Annotated in this window: 12 protein-coding genes; 9 read left to right on the top strand and 3 right to left on the bottom strand. The window is 61.5% G+C overall.

The window, feature by feature from the left end; all coding sequences use genetic code 11:
- Window positions 1–6: 6 nt before the first annotated feature.
- Window positions 7–2,334 (bottom strand): type VI secretion system tip protein TssI/VgrG, encoded by a 2,328-nt coding sequence (gene tssI / locus EOB49_RS04000; RefSeq protein WP_127380212.1) that lies wholly within the window; start codon window positions 2,332–2,334, stop codon window positions 7–9.
- A gap of 240 nt (window positions 2,335–2,574) precedes the next feature.
- On the opposite strand from tssI, the gene tagH reads away from it, so the two are divergent.
- From tagH to EOB49_RS03960, 8 genes are all read left to right on the top strand, one after another.
- Window positions 2,575–3,621 (top strand): type VI secretion system-associated FHA domain protein TagH, encoded by a 1,047-nt coding sequence (tagH, locus tag EOB49_RS03995; RefSeq protein ID WP_127380211.1) that lies wholly within the window; start codon window positions 2,575–2,577, stop codon window positions 3,619–3,621.
- 303 nt (window positions 3,622–3,924) lie between these two features.
- Window positions 3,925–5,424 carry a type VI secretion system protein TssL, long form gene (tssL, locus tag EOB49_RS03990; protein ID WP_127380210.1) on the top strand — a complete coding sequence of 500 codons (1,500 nt, stop codon included), beginning with the start codon at window positions 3,925–3,927 and terminating at the stop codon, window positions 5,422–5,424.
- Between the two features lie 22 nt (window positions 5,425–5,446).
- Complete coding sequence (gene tssM, locus EOB49_RS03985; RefSeq protein WP_127380209.1) at window positions 5,447–9,004, top strand: type VI secretion system membrane subunit TssM; 3,558 nt, start codon at window positions 5,447–5,449, stop codon at window positions 9,002–9,004.
- Between the two features lie 165 nt (window positions 9,005–9,169).
- On the top strand, window positions 9,170–9,949 hold the full coding sequence (locus EOB49_RS03980; RefSeq protein WP_127322632.1) for a protein phosphatase 2C domain-containing protein: 780 nt from the start codon (window positions 9,170–9,172) through the stop codon (window positions 9,947–9,949).
- Complete coding sequence (locus EOB49_RS03975; protein ID WP_127329083.1) at window positions 9,949–12,417, top strand: serine/threonine-protein kinase; 2,469 nt, start codon at window positions 9,949–9,951, stop codon at window positions 12,415–12,417. The genes EOB49_RS03980 and EOB49_RS03975 overlap by 1 nt, the downstream gene beginning before the upstream one ends.
- Window positions 12,418–12,523: 106 nt before the next feature.
- Entirely contained in the window at window positions 12,524–12,934 is a 411-nt protein-coding gene (locus tag EOB49_RS03970) for a DUF1036 domain-containing protein (protein ID WP_164761783.1), read from the top strand.
- Window positions 12,931–15,288: a M23 family metallopeptidase gene (locus EOB49_RS03965; protein ID WP_127380208.1), complete on the top strand. Its 2,358-nt coding sequence runs from the start codon at window positions 12,931–12,933 to the stop codon at window positions 15,286–15,288. Before EOB49_RS03970 ends, EOB49_RS03965 begins: the two co-directional genes overlap by 4 nt.
- Window positions 15,289–15,501: 213 nt before the next feature.
- Window positions 15,502–17,115: a caspase family protein gene (locus EOB49_RS03960; protein WP_127380207.1), complete on the top strand. Its 1,614-nt coding sequence runs from the start codon at window positions 15,502–15,504 to the stop codon at window positions 17,113–17,115.
- Window positions 17,116–17,152: 37 nt separating this feature from the next.
- Here the strand turns inward: EOB49_RS03960 and EOB49_RS03955 are convergent, their stop codons facing one another.
- Window positions 17,153–17,689, bottom strand: coding sequence for an OmpA family protein (locus EOB49_RS03955; RefSeq protein WP_127321072.1), 537 nt, complete (start codon window positions 17,687–17,689; stop codon window positions 17,153–17,155).
- 161 nt (window positions 17,690–17,850) lie between these two features.
- Between EOB49_RS03955 and EOB49_RS03950 the strand changes: the two genes are divergently transcribed.
- A complete protein-coding gene (locus tag EOB49_RS03950; RefSeq protein ID WP_245466393.1) occupies window positions 17,851–18,483 on the top strand; it encodes a hypothetical protein in 633 nt (210 codons plus the stop codon).
- On the opposite strand, the gene EOB49_RS03945 is transcribed toward EOB49_RS03950, so the two are convergent.
- Complete coding sequence (locus EOB49_RS03945) at window positions 18,465–19,709, bottom strand: caspase domain-containing protein (RefSeq protein ID WP_127380206.1); 1,245 nt, start codon at window positions 19,707–19,709, stop codon at window positions 18,465–18,467. The genes EOB49_RS03950 and EOB49_RS03945 overlap by 19 nt on opposite strands.
- Between the last annotated feature and the right edge of the window lie 4 nt (window positions 19,710–19,713).

The following is a 19,713-nucleotide window of genomic DNA, read 5'->3' as shown; positions in this document are numbered from 1 at the left end:
CCGCCCTCAATTCTGCTTGATCTCCGAACCTTTCATCGTGATGTCGCTTGAAGCCTTCACGTTGATCTTGCCCGAGCCTTTGACGGAAATGTCCTTGCCTTCAATATTGATGGTGCCGTCCTTCTTCATCGAAATCGCGGCCGAGCCACACTTGATCACGATGGAGTCGCCAGCCTCGATCAACAAATCTTTGCCGATCTTGATGGCACCGTCCTCGCCAATCTCGACAAGGCTTCCCTTGGCTATCTTCAGGGAGCGCGCGCCGCCGACATTGGTCGCGTCATCCTCGGCGATTTTGGCGTTTCGCCCTTTGCCGATCTGCGAGGAATGGGCTCCGCCGACCTTGAAACTTTGATCCGCCGCCACCTGCACGCTCTGGTTCGCGCCCACCGACCAGTTGTCGTCGGCACCAATGCTATGGCTCTGCGCCGCACCCACTGTAACCGACCGTGTCGCGCCGATTGTATTGGCCTGCGGGCCACCCACGGTCCTGGTCTCGGATGCTCCGACGCTGTCGACACGGGCGGCGCCGACCGTAATGGTCTGGACGATCGCGACGGTCTGCGTGTGATTGGACCCGATCGTCTCCGTCGAGTTCGACCCGATATTGATCGTCTCGTTCGACCCTACCGTAAGCGAGCGATTGACGCCCACCGTCTCGGTGTCGTTGTTGCCGATATCGGTGGTCTGGTCGACGCCGACCTTGACCGTCTTGTTGTTGCCGACGTCCTCGTCGAGGTTGTGGCCGACGGAATGCTTGGCGTCGTGGTCGATGCGGTCCGACTGATCGTGCTGCACCAGCTTGGTTCGGTCATGCTTGATCAGAAGGTGGTGATCCTTCTGCGCCTGGAAATTGACCAGCTCGGAGCCGGCCTTGTCCTCGAACATCAGCTCGTTGTAGCCGCCGCCGCCGAGCGAGGAGTCCGACTTCCAGCCGGATTGCGTGGCACTCGCCGGCAGGCCATAGGGCGGCATCTGCGAGGCATTATAGACCCGGCCGGTGATGATCGGCAGGTCAGGGTCGCCTTCGATAAAGTCGACGATGACCTCCTGGCCGATGCGCGGTATCTGGATGAAGCCCCAGCCGCTGCCGGCCCAGGTCTGTGAGACCCGCACGAAACAGGAGCTGTTCTCGTCCTTCTTGCCCAGGCGATCCCAGTGGAATTGCACCTTCACCCTGGCGTATTTGTCGGTGAATATTTCCTGGCCTGACGGACCGACCACGGTCGCCGTCTGCGGCCCACGCATGATCGGTCGGGGCGTGATCCGTGGCGGACGATAGGGCAAGGCGGTCGGCGCCACGCCCAGGATCACCTTGAAGTTCTCGCTGTCGACGTCGGCATGGCTTCTGTATCCCGGATCGAACAGCCTGTATTCGGCGCTGACCACCAGATACTCTTGGTTCTGGTCCTCGCGCGGAAAGCCATCGAGCTTGAACGTACAGCCCGAAAACAGGCCTCGCACGGTGCCGACCGCGGCGATACGCTGGTGGACGGCCTGGATTTCCTCGCGTCGGATCGCGGCCAGGTTGTCGCCCCGGCCGACTTCGAGATGCGCGCCGGGCTGGCGGTAGTTTTCGCCGGCGGCCAGCTTGTGACTGAAAGGCTGGGCCGACTTGGCCATAAGGTCGGCGCCCGGCTTCTTGAAATCATAGTCGGTGTGGGCATAGGCGCCCGGACGCACCGAACTGCCCGGTATCCATTCGGTGATGTATTCGACATCGCGCCGGGAGCCCTGCCCTTCAAAATGATAAGGTACTTGCTCGTAGCCCGGCGCCGGCTTCAGCTTGCTCATCGCATCGGTCAGGACAAGCGTGTGTTTGCCCTCGTCATGCTCGAAAAAATACAGGATGCCTTCATGCTCGAGCAGCCGCTGGACGAAATCCAGATCGGTCTCGTCATATTGCACGCAGTATTCGCGCGGAGGGTAGGAACCCTGCAGACGCAGATCGAACTCCGCCGTGCTGTATTTCTTGAAGACGTCCTTGACGATGTCGACGACGCTCTTGTTCTGGAAAATACGGCAATCGGTGGTGTTGCCGAGGAACCAGAGCCACGGCCTGACGACCGCTTCGTAGTAGGCCAGCCGGTCTTCTATGCGGGTCAGGCGAAACTCGGACACAAGGCCGCTGAACCAACGTTTCGGATCGGATTCGCCTTCCACCGAAACGACACCCCCCAGCATCTTCAGCGGATCGATATCGGGGCTGGGGCTGACGAACCCTACCGTATAGGCCAAACAACGGCTGATCTCATCGCGACCGACAAGATGCGTGAAGGTCAACAGCTCGGCGCCAACCGGTGTTTGCACAACCGTGGCACGTTCGTTCGGCATGGGTCGTGCCCCTCCTGGACGCGGCCGCCGGCAGTGGGTTTGAAGTTCCCGCATCCAGGAACTTTTTGGCCCGCCGCACCAGGCTATGTTGAGCCTACCACATGTTGTCCGGCCGACCAAAGAGATGCACAGCGGAAAAACCTTACCCTGCCGATGCATTGGCTCGAAACGCCGCTGTCCTGTTGGATGTGCAAACTGCTAGAATGTGGAGTATCGATCAGCGTTCGACGGCGATCCTCGATGTATATCAGTCTGCAAATCAACAATGTCGACGCCTTGCCTGCGGGCATCTCGACCAGTTACGCGGCGCGTGATCGCGGCTTCGAAATCGGACGCGAGGCTTGTGATTGGACCTTGCCGGACCCCGACAAGTTCATCTCCGGCCGGCATTGCGAGGTTCGCTACGAGGCAGGCGCTTTCTGGCTGCACGATGTCTCGCGCAACGGAACCTACATCAACGGATCGAGCCAGCGCATGACCGGCCCGCATCGGCTGAGCCATGGCGACCGGGTGCTGATCGGCCGCTATGTCATCTTCGTATCGATCGACGACGAGCGCGCCACAACAGGCCATATCAGTTCGACACAACGAGAAATGCCGGCCGCGACAGGCCGGCCGCTCGAATTCGCCGCCGAGCCGTTCTTCACTCCTTCGGAGCAACAGTCCGGGCAGCGGGTTCCGGCTCCGGCGTTCTCGTCGCAACCGCCTCTCCCCTCGACCAGAGACGAAGTGCTGCGGGAAATCGCGATCGCGGCCGGCATCTCGCCGGAATTGCTTCAATCGCGCGATCCGCATGAAGTTGCCGCCGAAATCGGCACGGTCCTGCGGACTGTGGTCGAGGAACTGACCATGCTTTTGAAAGCGCGCGCGGCCGCGAAAATATTGGCCAAGAGCACACAACGGACGATGATTAGCGCCGTCGACAACAACCCCCTGAAGTTCGTCCCGGGAACCGACGACATCCTCGAAATCATGTTCGCCCGCCGCAGGGCCGGCTATCTGGATGCCAGGCGCAGCATCGAAGATGCATTCCGCGATCTCAAGACGCACGAATTCGCCACCTATGCCGCCATGCAAGCTGCGCTGTCGCGGCTGCTCGACGATCTGTCGCCCGAGGCGATCGGAAAGAAACTCCCCCCGACATCGTTCTCGTCGAAGAAAAGCCAGGCCTGGGACGCTTTTGTCGCGACCTGGCGAACCATGGAGGAAGCCCACGAGAACGGCATGCTGGACATATTCCTGGCCTATTTCAGCGAGGCCTATGCCAAGGCCGACAAGCAGAAATAGACAGGCCCAAAGGGGGATGCGAGGCTGAAGTCGACGAAGAAAACCTCTTTGGTGCGCGGCATCCGGTTCCAATCGAGAGTTTGTGAGATTACGATCGTATACGACAATTCGCTAAGCGGCTAAGGCTGATCGACCAGGGGGTCTGCGGCAAATGTCATCTTTCGGCGGGATAGTAAGATATAGCCTACCTTCCTCCGGACACTGTCAGGGTCGGCAGGGTTTGCGTTTCCTTCACCTGACGAGAAACCGTTTTGCGCCTGTCTCACCCAGTCGCGGGCACACCGCCTGCACGGACGATCGTCCATGAGTTCGAAGGACGACCCTTTCGGCCCGGCGGGCAAGACCGTCATTCGCGCCCCTCCACGGCGTGAGCGAAAACCGGCGCCGGTCCCTCAAGTGCCCGTCGCGGATGACGGGCAAACCTCGCTGATTAAGAATTCGACCGTATTCGATCCCGGCATCGGCCGGCATACACCGCCGGGCTGGGCATCCGGGACAGTGATTTATCAAGGAGCCCCTTCCGCTTCGGCAGGAAGCGGCGCTTCCGAGGCAGCTCTGCGGCAGGAGACCCTGCTCAATGTCACGGACAGTGTCAGATATTCCGCGGCAAACCCGATCCTTGCCGCGGCCGCACCATTGCTGATGCTGTTCGGCCAGTTCAGGCTTATCCCCGTCGAGAAACAAGCCGAGCCGTTGGCCGAACATGTCACTGAGGCGATCGATAGGTTCGACAGGACAGTCGAGAACTCAGGTGTTGCCGAAGAGGATGCGCGGATTGCGAAATTCATCCTCTGCGAAACCGCCGACGATCTCGTCGGCAACCTGCCATGGCCACAGAAAGACACTTGGGCGCAGCACAGCATGCTGTCGCAGTTCTTTCACGTCGAGCCCAGCGGCACAGGCTTCTTCGAAGCGCTGAACAAGGTCCTGGCCAATCCCGAGGCACACTACGATCTGCTCGAACTGATGCATGTCTGCCTGTCGCTGGGGTTCGAGGGCCAGTACCGGGGCCTGGCGCGCGAAGACAGCAATCTCGAACGCGTTCGGCGCGACGTCTACGAAACGCTTCGCTATTTCAGGGCACGCGCGGACGCGGACATCTCGCCCCGCTGGCAAGGCTTGGCGTCGACCATGACGCAGTCGTCGACACGCCTGCCGCTCTGGGTCGTCGCGGCAGCTGCGTCAGCGCTGCTGACTGCTGCATTCTTCGCACTGCGGGTCTTCATCACCAACGAAGGCGAAGCTGCCGCCGGTGAATTGCTGGCACTCAACCCATCGCCGCCGATTACCATCGAACGGGCCAGCGTGGCGCCGTTGGCGGAGCCGGCGAAAGTCGTCCCACCCGTCGCCACAACCACGCAGATCGATCGCATCCGTTCGGCACTGGCCAAGGAAGTCGAAGGCGGCGGGCTGACCATCGGCACGAAGGGCGACTTCATCGTTGTGGAAATCAACAATCTCCTGCTGTTCCAGTCCGGCAGGGCCGAGGCGAAGCCGGAGTTCCAGCCCGTTGCCGCAGATATCGCCGCGGCCCTGGAACCCGAGCGCGGACCGATCAGGATTGTCGGCCATACGGACAATGTGAAGCCGCGGAAATCGAGCCCATTCAAGTCCAACTTCGATCTCTCCGTCGCCAGAGCGAAAGCTGTCAAGACAATGATGGCACCGAAGTTCAGCGATCCTTCGCGATTGACGGTCGACGGCAAGGGCGAGGACGAGCCAATCGCCGACAATGCGACGCCGGAAGGCCGCACCAAGAACCGCCGTGTCGATGTGATGATCGCCAAGGAGGAAACATTGTGAGCACGGCCAGTCGGGAGCGGCCATGACGCGTTGGCTGCTGCGGATATTCAGCATGATCGCGCTGGCCGGCTTTGCGGCGGCAGTGTGGTTTGCCGGGCCCTTGATCCGCTTCGCCGATACCCGTCCTTTCGGACCTGCCTGGCTGCGCGCCACAATCATCGGTGTGATCGTGGCAGCGCTCGCGCTTTTCTACGGCCTGCGTTTCTGGCAAGCGAGAAAAGCGCAAAAAGAGCTGGAAACCGTGGTCGCGCGCAATGACGACCGCGATGACGACTCGCGGGTGCTCGAAGCCCGCGTGAATGAGGCCGTGGCGGCGCTCAAGCGGTCGAGCGGCAAACGCAATTTCCTTTATGAGATCCCCTGGTACATCGTCATCGGCCCGCCCGGCGCCGGCAAGACAACGGCGCTGGTCAATTCGGGTCTGAATTTTCCGCTGGCCGGTTCGGGTGATGCCCAGCCAGTTGCGGGCGTTGGCGGAACACGCTCCTGCGACTGGTGGTTTACCGACCAGGCCGTCCTGATCGACACAGCAGGACGCTACACGACGCAGGATTCCAATGCCGAGACCGACAAAAAGAGCTGGCTTGCCTTCTTGTCACTGCTCAAGAGAGCCCGCGCACGGCAACCGATAAACGGCGTCATCCTGGCCATCAGCCTCGCCGACCTCGTCAGCCTCGACGATCAGCAGCTTGACGCTCACGTCGTCGAGATACGCAGTCGTCTGCGGGAAATCCACGAGACGCTGAAAATCCAGTTTCCGGTGTACCTGCTGTTCACCAAGGCCGACCTGGTTTCAGGGTTCATGGATTACTTCGGCGGCTTCGACGAGCCCCGCCGACGCAAGGTCTGGGGTGCGACATTCCAGACCACGGATCGCAACAAGAATATGGCCGCCGAGGCTCCGGCCGAATTCGATACACTGGCAAGACGCCTGGCAGAGGAGATACCTGACCGCCTTCAGGAAGAGGCTGATCCGGTCGCGCGCATATCCGTCTTTGGCTTTCCGGCGCAGTTTGGCGCGCTGAAGGAGCGAATTGCGAATTTCATCGCCAGCCTGTTCGATCCGACCCGCAGCCAGGTGAATGTCAGCCTGCGTGGACTCTATTTCTCTTCAGGCACGCAGGAGGGAACCCCAATCGATCAGGTGTTGGGCGCGATCGGCCGCAATTTCGGCAGCAGCCCCCGCGCCCATCTTTCCGGAACCGGCAAAAGCTTCTTTTTGCACGATCTGCTGACGGGCGTCATTTTTGCCGAATCCGGATGGGTTTCGTATGACAAATCAGCTGTAAGACGTGCAACGATCGCCAGGTTCGCCGGCCTTGGCGCCATCGCGTTGATCGCTGCGGCGGCCCTCGGCACCCTGGCCCTGAGCTTCACAGCCAACAGGTCGCTGATCGCCTCCACCACGCAGGCCATGAGCCAGTATCGCCAGACGGCGGACGCGTTGCTCAAAAGCACCGAGGTCACCGATGTCGACCTCGAAAACGTCATTGGCCCGCTCGACCAGTTGCGCAATCTGCCGGCTGGGTTCGAAACCGGCGACGTGCCGACACCGATCGAGGAGACGTTCGGCCTCAGCCAGCGGGAGAGACTTCTTTCGGCATCCAAGACGGCTTACCGGGAAGCGCTGGAACGAATGTTCCGATCGCGCCTGCTGATCCAGGCCGAGCGGACGATCCAGGCCAGGATGGCCGATCCCGCCGCGCTCTACGAGCCGTTGAAAATCTACCTGATGCTTGGCGGCAAGGCGCCGAAGGTCGACGACGCGTTGATCATTTCCTGGATGAAGCAGGATTGGGAGCAGAACCGGTATCCAGGTGAAAACAACCGCGAAGGACGCGAGCATCTCGAAAAGCACCTGGGTGCCATGCTTGCCTTGGACGACGCCTACGATCCGGTTTTCGAACTCAACCAGCCGCTCGTCGAAGCCGCTCAACGGTCGCTCGGGCGCATGAGCCTTGCCGACCGTGCCTCGGCTTTGGTCAAATCCGCAGTATACGCGGCAGCTCTGGATGATTTTTCTGTTTCCCTGAAAAGCGGCCCGGAAGCCCCGTTACTGTTCGAGCGGGTCGATGGCGGCGATTTGTCAGGCCTTCGTGTTCCCGGCCTCTATACTTATGCCGGCTTCAACAGCTTCTATCTCGTGCAACTCTCGCGCATTGCCCAGACGCTCGCCGACGACCAGTGGGTCCTCGGTGGCGGCGGCGAGCAAGGCGGCATCGATCAGGAGTTCCCCAAGCTCGGTCCCGAACTTCTCGACCGCTATGGCAAGGAGTTCGCAACGGCGTGGAACAGCGTTCTCGACGGGTTGAAATTGAAAGCGATGCTGAAGGACAAGCCGCGCTATATCGCGCTTTCCGCCGTCGCCTCGCCAACCTCGCCGATCGAACTGCTGTTTACGGCGATCGCCGACGAAACCGCTCTGACGCAGGACGCTGCTTCCGGCAAGGACTCAGCCACCGCGGTTGAAGGCGGCGCGGGCCAGTTACAGGACGCAGCAAGCACGGCCAAGGGTCTGGCTCGCATCGGCATACAAATCGCCACCGGAAAATCGCACACCCGTGCCGGCACAGGATCCTTAAGCGCGCAAAACCAGAATCCCGGGGCCAACATCGAAGCGCAATTCAGGCCGTTCCAGGCCCTGGTGAGCGGTGCTGCCGGACACCGCCCGATCGATGCCTTGACCCAGAATTTCCGCGATATTTACCAGAGCCTGCAACTGGCAACCGACGTCCCCTCCCAGACGGAACGCGTCAACGCAAACCTGCAGCTCCAGATAGCCACCCTTCGCGCCAATGTCTCGCGACTGCCCAAGCAACTCGGCCGGATGGTCAATGCGACGGCAGACGAGTTTGAAGGCAACGTCACCGAGACCTCGGTGGCAAATTTGAACCAGATGCTCGACCAGACGGTCACACAGCCCTGCGAGGCGGCGGTCAACGGCCGTTATCCTTTCGCCCGCAATGGCACCGAGGACATCGCGATGGCGGATTTCGCCAAACTGTTCGCTCCGGGCGGGCTGATGGACCGGTTCTTCGCACAGAACCTCGCATCGCTGATCGATATGACCGGTCAGGACTGGAGCTGGAAACAGGATGCTCGCTTCGGCCGCGACCTGTCGAAGTCGACGCTGAAGAACTTCCAGCTGGCGGCCGAAATCCGTAGCGCCTTCTTTCCCCAGGGCGGTTCGGTGCCCTCGGTCAGCGTGACCTTCACGCCGTTCTCACTGCATGGCGATGCCGATGCGGCGGTGCTCGATGTCGACGGCCAGACCGTCCAGAGCAACCAAGCGGGCAACATGCCGAGCATAGTGACCTGGCCGAGCGGCGCGGCTTCCGGATCCGCCAGTCTGAGCCTGACGCCGGAGATGCCAGGCCGCGAATCCGCCATCAAGTTCGAAGGGCCGTGGGCCCTGAAGCGACTTCTGGACAAGGCTGCCGTCACCGGCCACGACAGCAACATGCAAGCACGCTTCGTGATTGGCGGACGCGACGTTACTTATACGCTCCAGACAGGTTCAGGCTCCAACCACTTCTTCCTCCCGGCCCTTTCCGGATTCAGCTGTCCCAAGGCGTTTTGAGATGGGTTTGATCTGCTGATCCTGGCGCCGATCCGCTGACCAGAGTTCAAACTCCGGTTTTCCTTAGTTTTCGGTACTTTAATGTTCGAGCCTGTGGCAAAGTGGCGCCAGCGAGCGTCCAAAGGTGCGCCGCAGAAGGACGCTTGAAAAGCGCTTGGTGGCAATTTGAATACTGTCGCCCTTTCCATCGAAAGCTTCGGCGTGAGCCACAAAGGCTGTGTCCGTGAGCTCAATGAAGACAGCTATCTAGTCGAGCCACAAACTGGCCTCTGGGTGGTAGCCGACGGAATGGGTGGACATGACGCCGGAGAGGTCGCTTCCGCCAGTATCGTCGATCATCTGTCAACAATCGGCATTGCGAGCTCGGCACCCGATCTTCGGGCCCGCTTCGAGGACAGGCTGAGCCGGGCCAATGCCGAAATCCGCAGCATATCGGAATCGCGCGGCATCACCATCGGCTCCACGGTCGCCGCCCTGTTGGCGATGGACGGACGATTTGCCTGCCTGTGGGCGGGCGACAGCCGGGTTTATCTGATCCGCAACGCCGCGATCTCGCAGATTTCGAAAGACCACACCGAAGTGCAGGAACTCTTGGATCGAGGCATGATCAGCGCGGCCGAGGCGCTCACCTGGCCACGCCGCAATGTCATCACACATGCGATCGGGGTCAGTGACGACTTCGTCATCGATTTCCAGCAAGGCGAACTGATGCCGGGAGACATTTTCGTGCTGGCCACCGATGGGCTGACGGCACATGTCACCGACCCCGAGATCGAGGCCGCTGTCGTGTCGGCTACACCTCAGGCGGCCGGAGAAAACCTGCTGGAAACGGTTCTGGCGCGAGGCGGAACGGACAATGTCACCATTGTGCTGGTTAAGATTGGGAACGGGCGCAATGGACAATCGCTCCACCCTGATCTGTCCAGAGCGGAGGGCCGAGGCTGATGAGCGCCGATGACAAGACGCGAATATCGCCGCAAGTGGCCAACACCGCTGTCGGTACGCAGCTCAGCGGCATCTACGAACTTGACGAACGGATCGCATTCGGCGGCATGGGCGAGGTCTATCGCGGCCACAACATCCAGACCGGCGACCATGTCGCGATCAAGATCGTGCTGCCCGAATTTGCCCGTGACCAGACGATCTTGTCCTTGTTCCGCAAGGAGGCCTCGATCCTCAACCACCTGTCGCATGATGCGGTCGTGCGATACCACGTCTTCACCATCGATCCCGGGATCGGCCGTCCCTACCTTGCCATGGAATTCGTCGACGGCGAGTCGCTGTACGACATCATGCGACGTGGTCCGATGCCGACGGATGAGGTGCGCAAGCTCTGCCATCGCCTCGCATCCGGCCTGAGCGCCGTGCATCAAGCGGGAGCAATCCATCGCGACCTCTCGCCGGACAATATCATCCTGCCGGGGTGCCGGGTCGACCGCGCAAAGATCATCGATTTCGGTATAGCGCGATCGGCGACCGTGGGCGGGGAGACACTGATCGGCGGGAAGTTCGCGGGAAAGTACAACTACGTTTCGCCCGAACAGCTCGGGCTGTACAGCGGCGACGTCAGTGAACAGTCCGACATTTACAGCCTTGGGCTGGTGCTGGCTGCCGCTCTGCGCGGGAAACCGATCGACATGAGCGGATCGCAGTTCGAGATCATCGAAAAGCGCCGGGCCGTGCCTGACCTCTCTGATATCGACGACGATTTTCGTGACATTGTCGAAGCCATGCTGCAACCGGATCCGCGAGACCGGCCGGTCAGCATGGCTGATATCGCCAGGATGACGCGTGGCGAAGACGAAGGAACAACGCCGCCGACGTCCATCACACCCCGCAACCGGTCAGCCGGGCAAACCCTTGCTCCTGATCCCAAGGGCGCCCAGGCATCCAATGTCGCGGGACGCAACGCGCCGACGGCAACGGGCCCGGGCGAGCAGCGCTTCGTCCCGCATGTCCGGCCCGCTCATTTGTCCGAACCGCTGCCTTCGCGGGTCGCCGGCCCTCCGCGCGCGGTCACTGCGGATATGCCCAAGAAATCCACAAAGACCCGAACTATCGCGATCGCTGCCCTGGCGACACTGGCTGTCGCCTCAGGCGCGGGCCTGTATCTGAGCGGCTTCATGACGCCGGCAACGCCGATTGCCGGCAAGACATCGCTTTCCGCGCCCGAACCGTCAAAGCCTACACCGGAAACTTCGGCGCCGACCCTCGCCGACAAAGTCGCGAACGCCCCTGAGCCGGCAAAGCCAGTTCCGTCCGTGCAGCCGGAGGCCAGCGTACCGCCGGCTGAAAACCAGCCAGATGCCTCGGCGGCTCAAAAGCCGCAGCCGGCCAAGCCCGCCGAACTCCCTTCGCAGACCGAGGAATCCGAGAAACCGCCGGCAATGGAAGCGCAACCGCAAACAGAGGCGGGCGTGCCGCCGGCTGGAAGCCAGGCAGATGCCAAGGCAGTGCAAACGCCGGAGCCGGCCAAGCCCACTGTCCCCGCGCAAACCGAGGGCCCCCCGGAGTCACCGGCAACGGACGCGCAGCAGCCATCCGAAAAGACACCGCCGGCCCAGCCAGAGTTTGTGGAGAGCCCAAAGCCCAAACCGGAGCCGCAGATCAGCCAGCCGGCAGAACCCAAGGTTGCCGGGCCGGCGCCCAAACCCACTGCAAGCCAGACGGATGCCGCGAACGCCGAGAGCCAAAAGACAGTGCCACCGGCGGCCAAGCAGCCGGACCAACCTGTCGTCGCGTTGAACGTGCCCAAACCGGCGATTCCTCCGGCCGTGGACGACATCGCGCAACGAGTCTCCTGGATTCGCGACTTCGGCGGCGGCGACTGTTTCTATGCGACCATGAATTCGTCAACCGACACCGCAGCCGCGATCGAAGGATTTGGAACAGCGGTCCAGCCATTCGAACGCATGCTGGGCGATTTCCAGGCGAAATTCCATGTGGAGCCCGACATCAGCGTCCGCCTCATTGAGCCGAGCCAGTGCGAAGTCACCAATTTTCTGCGCTTTCTGGGACAGACCGCGGCCGACAAGCCGCAGCTTGTTCTCGACCGGACGTCGGTGCCGAACGGTACGCCGATCAGCGGCACGCTGGTGACGCGTGGCGGGCTCATTTCCAGCGTGTTGCTGATCGATCACAAGGGCATGGTGTTTAATCTCGACGATCGCATCGTCGCACAGTCGGACAAAGCCACCTTCAGCATCCCGATTGGCCTCGGCGCCGCCGACAAGGCCGCTGGAAAGGCCGTGCCGCAGATCATAATGGTGATCACGGGACCCCAGGATATTGAGGCGGCCGCATTCTCGGCGCCGACGCCAGCCTCGGCGCTGCTACCCAAAATTCTCGAGGAAATCGAGACCAACGGATCTCAGTTCTCAGCCACTGCCAAGTATTTCCGGCTCGGCGGATAGTCATGGGCGCCCGATGGAACGCTGCCCGTGTTTGCCCCACTCGTCTGCCGACCTGCCCATAAAGCAGTGTGAACCGGTTCGCGCCCTGCTCGCCTTAGCGGGCCACATGAAGCTTGCGGTCATCGCGGGCGCCGCGCTGCTGGCTGTGCTGTCATCCGGCGAAGCGCGAGCCGAATTCACGGTCTGCAATCAGACACTCGACGTCGTCAATCTCGCAGTCGGCCAGAAGGTCGACAATGCCGATCAGACAGACGGCTGGTGGACCATCGGCGCCAATCAGTGCGTGAATGTCATTCGCGAGGAACTGACAAACCGCTACATCTACATCTACGCAACGGACGTCTTCGGCCACGCGATCCTGACGGGATCGACCGAAATGTGCATCGAGCGAAGGCGTTTCTCGACCCGCGGCATCGAGGAATGCTGGCAACGCGGCCATATCGCGGCGCAATTTCTCGAAGTCGATACGCTCGAACAGGCGCGGTGGACGTTCTTCCTGACCGGAAACAGCCCGTGACGCACACTATCGACACGAGCTTCAGGCAGAAGAAGCAGGCGCGCCTTGCGCTTCGCAGACGCAGGCTCTGGCGCCGGCTGCTTGCCGGTCTTGCCGCGATCATCATGCTGTCGATCGCCGTGGGCTTCTACCTCACCGCCGATTATTGGTCGTTCGGCGACGAAGACGAAGAGCTTCACGCGGTCGAAGGGGTGGACGACGTGCCGGCCGATGCATCGGTCTATGTGCCTGCCATTATCGACCTTGCCGGGGACCCGATGTGGATCACCCCTGCCCCCGACGCCGACGCCACGTCGAGGGGCCGTTCGATCGCGAAGCCGGCGGATCTCGATCAGGCCGGGATTTCTCCGCAGATCGAAATCCTGTCGGATGTGATGCTCAGCGCCAGCGAAAAATTCATGACGACGATACCGTCGACGCAGGAAGACTTCGCATTCTTCCAGGCGCAACGGCAGACCGCCCCGCCGCCGTCCAACGATCTGCAGGACGATCTTCAGCCGCCGGCGGGGGATCTGCAGAACGATCTTCAGCCCTCGCCTGCCCCCAACGAGGCTCCGGCTGCTTCGGGGCAGCAGATGGGCACCGACGATCCCGAAGCCGGCTGGGGTGAAACAATCGATGCAGGCGAAGCAGCCCTGCCCGCCTTCCAGAAGACACAGATCGAAAACAACACGAGTGTCGCAACCGTCACGAATGAGTATCAGCGGTTCGAGGCGACCGAAGACACGTTCGTGAAAATCCTCAACGACCGCAGCCTGGACAGCGTTGCGCTCGATGTGCATTTCTCCGTCGAGGACGCCAGGCGGGCGGGCGAAGCGCTGAAGGCGCTTTTCAACCGGGAAGGCCTGGAACCGGGTTATGTCGTCGCCATGCGTGGTTTCAGGCCGACGCGCGAGACGACAACAATGTCGCTCATGCAGGTGTCGATCTACGCCAAGAACGTCTTTGTCGGCACGCTGACGCGCAACGCCGCGGGTGCATTCGTATCGGGTGTCGATCCCTGGGTCCGCGAAGATCTGTTCAACTATTCGGGTGCACCGGGAGAAGGCACGCACAAGCGGCAATATCGCCTGCTCGACGCAATCTATTCGACGGCGGCGCGCAACAAAGTTCCGACCGGCGTGATCGGCGAAGCGATCATGTACCTGTCGAGAGGACAGGATCTGGACGCCTTCGCCAGCGAGGACCAGCGCCTCGTCCTGCTCTATTCGCAAACGCCCCGCGGCAAGGGCGAGACCGACGGACGCGTGCTGTATGTCGGTGTGCAGGGTACTGAAAAGAGCCTCGAATGCTTCGTCTTCCAGCAGAGCGACGGTCAGTTTGCGTGCGTTACCGGCGACGATCAGGTTCGCTCGCTGACGGTCACCAACGGCATGGTCACGCCGGTCAACGGGGTCATGACGTCCACCTTCGGTCCGCGCAAGCACCCAATTCTGGGCGTGGTTCGCATCCACAAGGGCGTCGATTGGGCAGCCCCCTCGGGTACGCCGATCGCAGCCGCCTTCGACGGCGAGATCGCCTTCCAGGGCGACGGCGGTGGTTACGGCAACCTGGTGAAGATTGCGCATGCCACCGGACGCGAGACGCGCTACGCGCATATGCAGAAATTCGCGATCGCAAGCGGTGTCGGCACAAAGGTGAAGGCCGGCGACATCATTGGCTATATCGGCACCACCGGCCTGTCGACCGGGCCGCATCTGCATTTCGAACTCTATCAGAATGGCGGGGCGATCGACCCGCTGGGCACGGTGACCGCCGCGGTCGCAACGAGCGATCCTGCTGTCGAAACACTGACCGACCGTATCGTTCATGTCGAAAGTGGTGGCAGCGCCCGCGCCAAGAACCCGCTTTCTTCAGCAACCGGTGCCGGCCAATTCATATCGAAGACCTGGATCAGGATGATGAACACCTACCGTCCCGAACTGGCGCGCACACTTTCAAATGCGGATCTCCTTGCTCTGCGCTACGACTACACGATCTCGCGCGAGATGGTGCGCAATCTTGCGCGCGAGGGTGAAGCCTATCTTCGGGCGCGAGGCCACCAGATCACAGCCGGCCGGCTCTATCTCTGCCATTTCCTGGGCATGGAAGGCGCGCATCAGGTGCTGTCGGCGTCGGGTTCGGCGCAATTGAGCGCCGTGCTCGGGTCGGCCGTCATTCAGGCCAACCCCTTCCTCACCGGCAAGACCGCCGGCTATGTCGTGGACTGGGCCGAAAGGAAAATGGGCCGAAAGCTCAGCCCCGCGGGGACCGGCGCAGGCCAACCGGTATCGACCACGACGGAAGTCCGCCAGACATCGCCGGAGTTCGAAAAATACAAGCAGGCGATTACGACTCTAATAGGCTCGATTTGACCCGCCCCGCGCGGCGCGCGTTTCGCTCCAGACCATTGGTGTTCCTGCTGCCAAGTGTTACAATAGCAAACTTTTTCGGGTCCTTTGTGAACCAAGACTGTGGTCAGGATCACATAAGCCCAAGAGCCATTTTTGGCATAAGCGACCTTGTCGCTGACGAAATTTAGCATGCGCAGACATAACAGTGCGCCCTGGTGGGCGGAGGGCTGGTCCATGAAAGCGTTGACCGTATTTCTGAGGGGATTTTTCCTTTTTGTCCTTGCCGCGTTCAGCGCCGAGGCAGCCACGCCCGACGCCAAGCGCGTTGCGCTGGTCATCGGCAACAGCAAATACATTCATGCTGTCGCTTTGCCCAACCCCGCCAACGACGCGCACCTCATCGCCTCCACGCTGCGCAATGCCGGCTTCGAGGTGATCGAGGGGATGGATCAGGACAATGCCGGCATGCACAGCCTCATCAGCCGGTTCACAGAGCAGTCTTACGATGCCGACCTCGCCGTCATCTTTTATGCCGGGCACGGCATGCAGGTCGACGGCAAGAATTTCGTGATACCGGTCGACGCCGAGTTGACGTCGCCGGCCTATCTCAAGACCCGCACCATTCAGGTCGACGACTTCTTGGCGGCGCTGCCGCCCGATCCGGCGGTCGGCGTGATCATACTCGATGCCTGCCGCGACAATCCGCTCGCCAGGACGCTGGCCGCCTCGCTGCCGAAGTCGCGTTCGTTGGGGTCCGGTCTGGCACCGATCGAAGCAAGATCGGACGGCGTAGGCACGGGCGGCATCCTGATCGCCTATGCAACCGATCCGGGCGCCATCGCTTTCGACGGCAACGGCGTCAACAGCCCTTACTCCACGGCGCTCGCCAGGCACCTGACCGAACCCGGCATTGAGATCCAGAGCGCGCTGACGCGCGTGCGCGGCGAAGTGACCGAGACGACGCAAGGTCGCCAGAGGCCTTGGCACAACGCGTCGCTGGGGCGCGAGGTCTTCATTGGAAAACCCGTTGTCGTGGCGGCGCCTGAAGCACAGCCTGCCAATGCCGGGGCGGCAACCGCCCCCACGCTGGTGGTTGGTGACCCGCCTTCCTGGGAAGTCGAGCAGCGGCTCTGGGATGAAGCCTCCAAGCGCAACTCGGTGCCGTTCTACGAGGCCTATCTCGAGCAGTTCCCAAACGGCCGCTTCGCCACGGTGGCGCGGCTGAACATCGACGAATTGAACGACCCGGAAGCCCAGAACCGGCAGGTCGCGGCACTCGATACGGACCAGGCGAACGCCAGTTCCGGCTCCGCAGTGCGCACCTCGGTCGGCGTCCCCGACGAGGTGAAGCAAACACCGGGCACCGACTTGACGGAAAGTGCCATTGGCCTCGACCGCCAGGGTCGCATCGACTTGCAATTGCGCATCGAAGCGTTGGGCAACGAGCTTGGCCGCGTCGACGGAAACATAGGCCCACAGACCCGCCAGGCGATCGGTATTTGGCAGGTGGAGAACGGCCTGCCGCAGACCAGCTATCTGACACGCGAGCAACTTGCATTCCTGGTGATCCAGACTGATCCGATGATGGAAACCGTGCGCGCCAGATATGCTGCCGATCAGGCCCGTGCGACGCAGCCGAAAAAACAGGTGGTAAAGAAGGTCCGCACGCAGAGACCGGTGGCACAGAAACCCCGCAAACAACAGCAGGTCGTTCAGAAGCGGCGCAACCGGGACACAGTGGTGCGGCAGGATGATGATCTTCCGCCGCCCCGGGATAACAACGACTTCCTCACCAAGGCGCTGATCTTCGGCACCGGTGTGGCTGTGGGCGGCGTGCTCAAGAACTGACCGCCGGCGTTCCTGGAACAGTGGCACGCGGTAGGTGCTATTGCGTCTTTATCCGCATTTCCACGCGGCGGTTAGCCGGATCGTACGGATTGGGGCTGCGCGGATTCTTTTCGCCCATGCCAATCGGGTTGATGCGGGCGGCCTCGACACCATTGGCCGTCAGGAAGGCTGCCACCGATTGCGCTCGCCGTTGCGACAGGCCTTCGTTGTAGTGGACCGTGCCGGTGGCATCGGTGTAGCCTTCGACAACGAAGTTGAATGTGCTCAGCCGCCTGTCCTTCAAGGCCTTGGCGAACTCGTCGAGTTCACTGCGCGCTGTCGCGTCGAGTTCCGCCGAATCCAACCCGAAATTGATCAGCATATCGAGGCTGGATTTTTCGGCCGGCGCGTCTTTTGCCTTGGTCTTGCTCTTGCACTCTTCCTCGGTTCCTACACAAATTCCTCGCGACTTACCGAGGTCGGCGGCGCCGGCAAAAAACTTCACGATGTCTTCTGATTTCTGAACAGGGTCGGCGGAAGCGTGAGTCGAGAAAAACACGACTGCCAACACCAAGGCTGAACTGCCCCACTGCATAGCGGTTACTCCTGCTTGAGCATCCGATTTCGATGGTGGTGATCATACCAAATTCCGGGGCAATTGTCTGTCGATAAACGCCAGGGGATGCGGCGGTGCCGGCAGTTGTTGCAGCGTCACCGGTTGAGACTTGACCCGCGCCGCGCCTGGGGCTTGAGTGGTTGGAGCTTCTCGATGAAGGCGTGGCGGTCATGGCCAATGAGCTCCGATTCAAAACGGCACAGGATCTCTTCATGGCTTGTCCCGCTATTGCCCGGGACATGAGAGCCCTTCCAACCGAACAGCAATCGATCGAATTTTGCCGCGACCTGCTCGCCGGGCGCGTTCCCGAAGAGGCGATCACGTTCTGTGCCTACCTGCTTCCCGATCGGGCTGCGGTCTGGTGGGCGCATGAATGCCTGAGCCATCTGAGCGAGTTGCTCGATGGGAATGATCACGAGTTGCTCGCCTATGTTCGCGACTGGGTTGGTGAACCGGACAGCCCCCACCATCGCGCCGCAGTGAGCCAGGCAGAGGCAACGCCGCCAACAACGCCGGGAGCCTGGATTGCCCGGGCGGCGGGATGGCGTGACTATGGTTCCTTTATTGTCGGATCTGTTGTCGGCGCAGAAGCACCATCGGCCTTAACGTTTCCTGCCGCCCATGCAGTCAATGCCGGTGTTCTGGCCGGGCTGGCGCGTGTCGCACTGGTGGACCGCTTTGCCGTTCTTTCCGCGTTTGTCGAAATGGGCATCCAGATGGCCGAGATCGAGGCGCTGCGCCAATCGGCGGATGCTTACTTGCACCCACCTTGAGCCCATTTGGCAAGCGCCACCTTGAAGCGCGTTCCAAGTGGATGTTGCAGGCGCAAAACGGAAGCATCGTTGGTGGCGAAATTTTTCGCCTGTTCGCATAGCCGTGCCTCGTCCCATTCATGGCAGCCGTCGCAGCGTTTGTCCTCCCATACCGACTTGTCCAATCCCTCCACCGGGCTGAACAGGGGTTTGCCCTTGATTAGCTGGGCGATGCTCTTGCCGTCGATTGCCGGATCGCCGAAATCGATCGGATGGTCGAAAAAGATCGGGGCGTCCGACGCCAGCCTAGGGATCTTCTGACGCAGCACATCGAGCGCAAGCTGGTCGTCGCTTTGGCCTGATGCGCTTGCAGCGCCGGTGTTGCGCGCGTCGGATCCGCCTTCGGCCTGAGGCGCGCTCGCCTCGCCCACGATCAATGGCGCATTGAGATCGACCTTGTGCAGAACGACCTCCGTGGTCAGCGAGACGCTGATCCAGGGATGTTGCTTGCCGGTGGTCGCCTTCAAGACGTCGCTGGTGACCCCGTTCATGGCCTCGGTGATGGGGACGTTCGGTGCGCCGATATGCTTGAGCAGCGCCGAGGTGAAAGGCGAATGTTCGCCCGACCCGTCGTAGGCGAGTTGATTGGGACTGGCGGCGAAAGCGACGAGCGTGCCGGCGCCGCCCTTCTCTATCGGGATTTCGGCAAGGCCGCTGCTTGCGCCTTTGCCGCCAGCGGTCTTGGCCAGCATCTCCGCGAGGGGATTGTCGCGGCAAGCGTCGAGAAATACCAGCCTGATGCTGGTCTCTCGCGACATCTGGTGCAAAATGAAGTCAACCGACACGGCCTCGAAGTCGAGGGAGGTTTCGTCCTCAAGCGTGGCGTCGACTGGAAGTAGGTAGTTCTTGCCCGAAACCTGCAAGCCGTGGCCGGCGTAAAAGAACAGGGCGATGTCGGCACCGCGCCCCTGCTTTGCGAACTGGGCGATCGTTGCCTGTGTTTGCAGCTTGGGCAGGTCGAAGCCGGAAAAGACCTCGAAGTCGAGTTTCTTCAAGCGTTCGGCCATGGCCTGGGCGTCGCGCACCGGATTGGCGAGCGGCGCCGCGTGCTGGTACTGGGAATTGCCCAGAACCAGCGCGATGCGGCGCTCGGCACTGGCGGCTGTTACAGTCAAAAGCAAGGCAAGCGCGGCAAGCCCGGCGGCACGAAAGAGGCCACCGCAACAGGCGATCAGATCGGACCTCACCGGA

Origin of the sequence: Mesorhizobium sp. M7A.F.Ca.MR.148.00.0.0 (genome assembly GCF_003997735.1) — a bacterium.
Taxonomy (GTDB): domain Bacteria; phylum Pseudomonadota; class Alphaproteobacteria; order Rhizobiales; family Rhizobiaceae; genus Mesorhizobium.
This window is presented reverse-complemented; position numbering and strand designations above follow the sequence as displayed.

Coding starts and splice junctions, on each gene's coding strand:
- tssI (WP_127380212.1), bottom strand. CDS start 2,334: ATGCCGAACGAACGTGCCACGGTTGTGCAAACACCGGTTGGCGCCGAG.
- tagH (WP_127380211.1), top strand. CDS start 2,575: ATGTATATCAGTCTGCAAATCAACAATGTCGACGCCTTGCCTGCGGGC.
- tssL (WP_127380210.1), top strand. CDS start 3,925: ATGAGTTCGAAGGACGACCCTTTCGGCCCGGCGGGCAAGACCGTCATT.
- tssM (WP_127380209.1), top strand. CDS start 5,447: ATGACGCGTTGGCTGCTGCGGATATTCAGCATGATCGCGCTGGCCGGC.
- EOB49_RS03975 (WP_127329083.1), top strand. CDS start 9,949: ATGAGCGCCGATGACAAGACGCGAATATCGCCGCAAGTGGCCAACACC.
- EOB49_RS03970 (WP_164761783.1), top strand. CDS start 12,524: ATGAAGCTTGCGGTCATCGCGGGCGCCGCGCTGCTGGCTGTGCTGTCA.
- EOB49_RS03960 (WP_127380207.1), top strand. CDS start 15,502: ATGAAAGCGTTGACCGTATTTCTGAGGGGATTTTTCCTTTTTGTCCTT.
- EOB49_RS03955 (WP_127321072.1), bottom strand. CDS start 17,689: ATGCAGTGGGGCAGTTCAGCCTTGGTGTTGGCAGTCGTGTTTTTCTCG.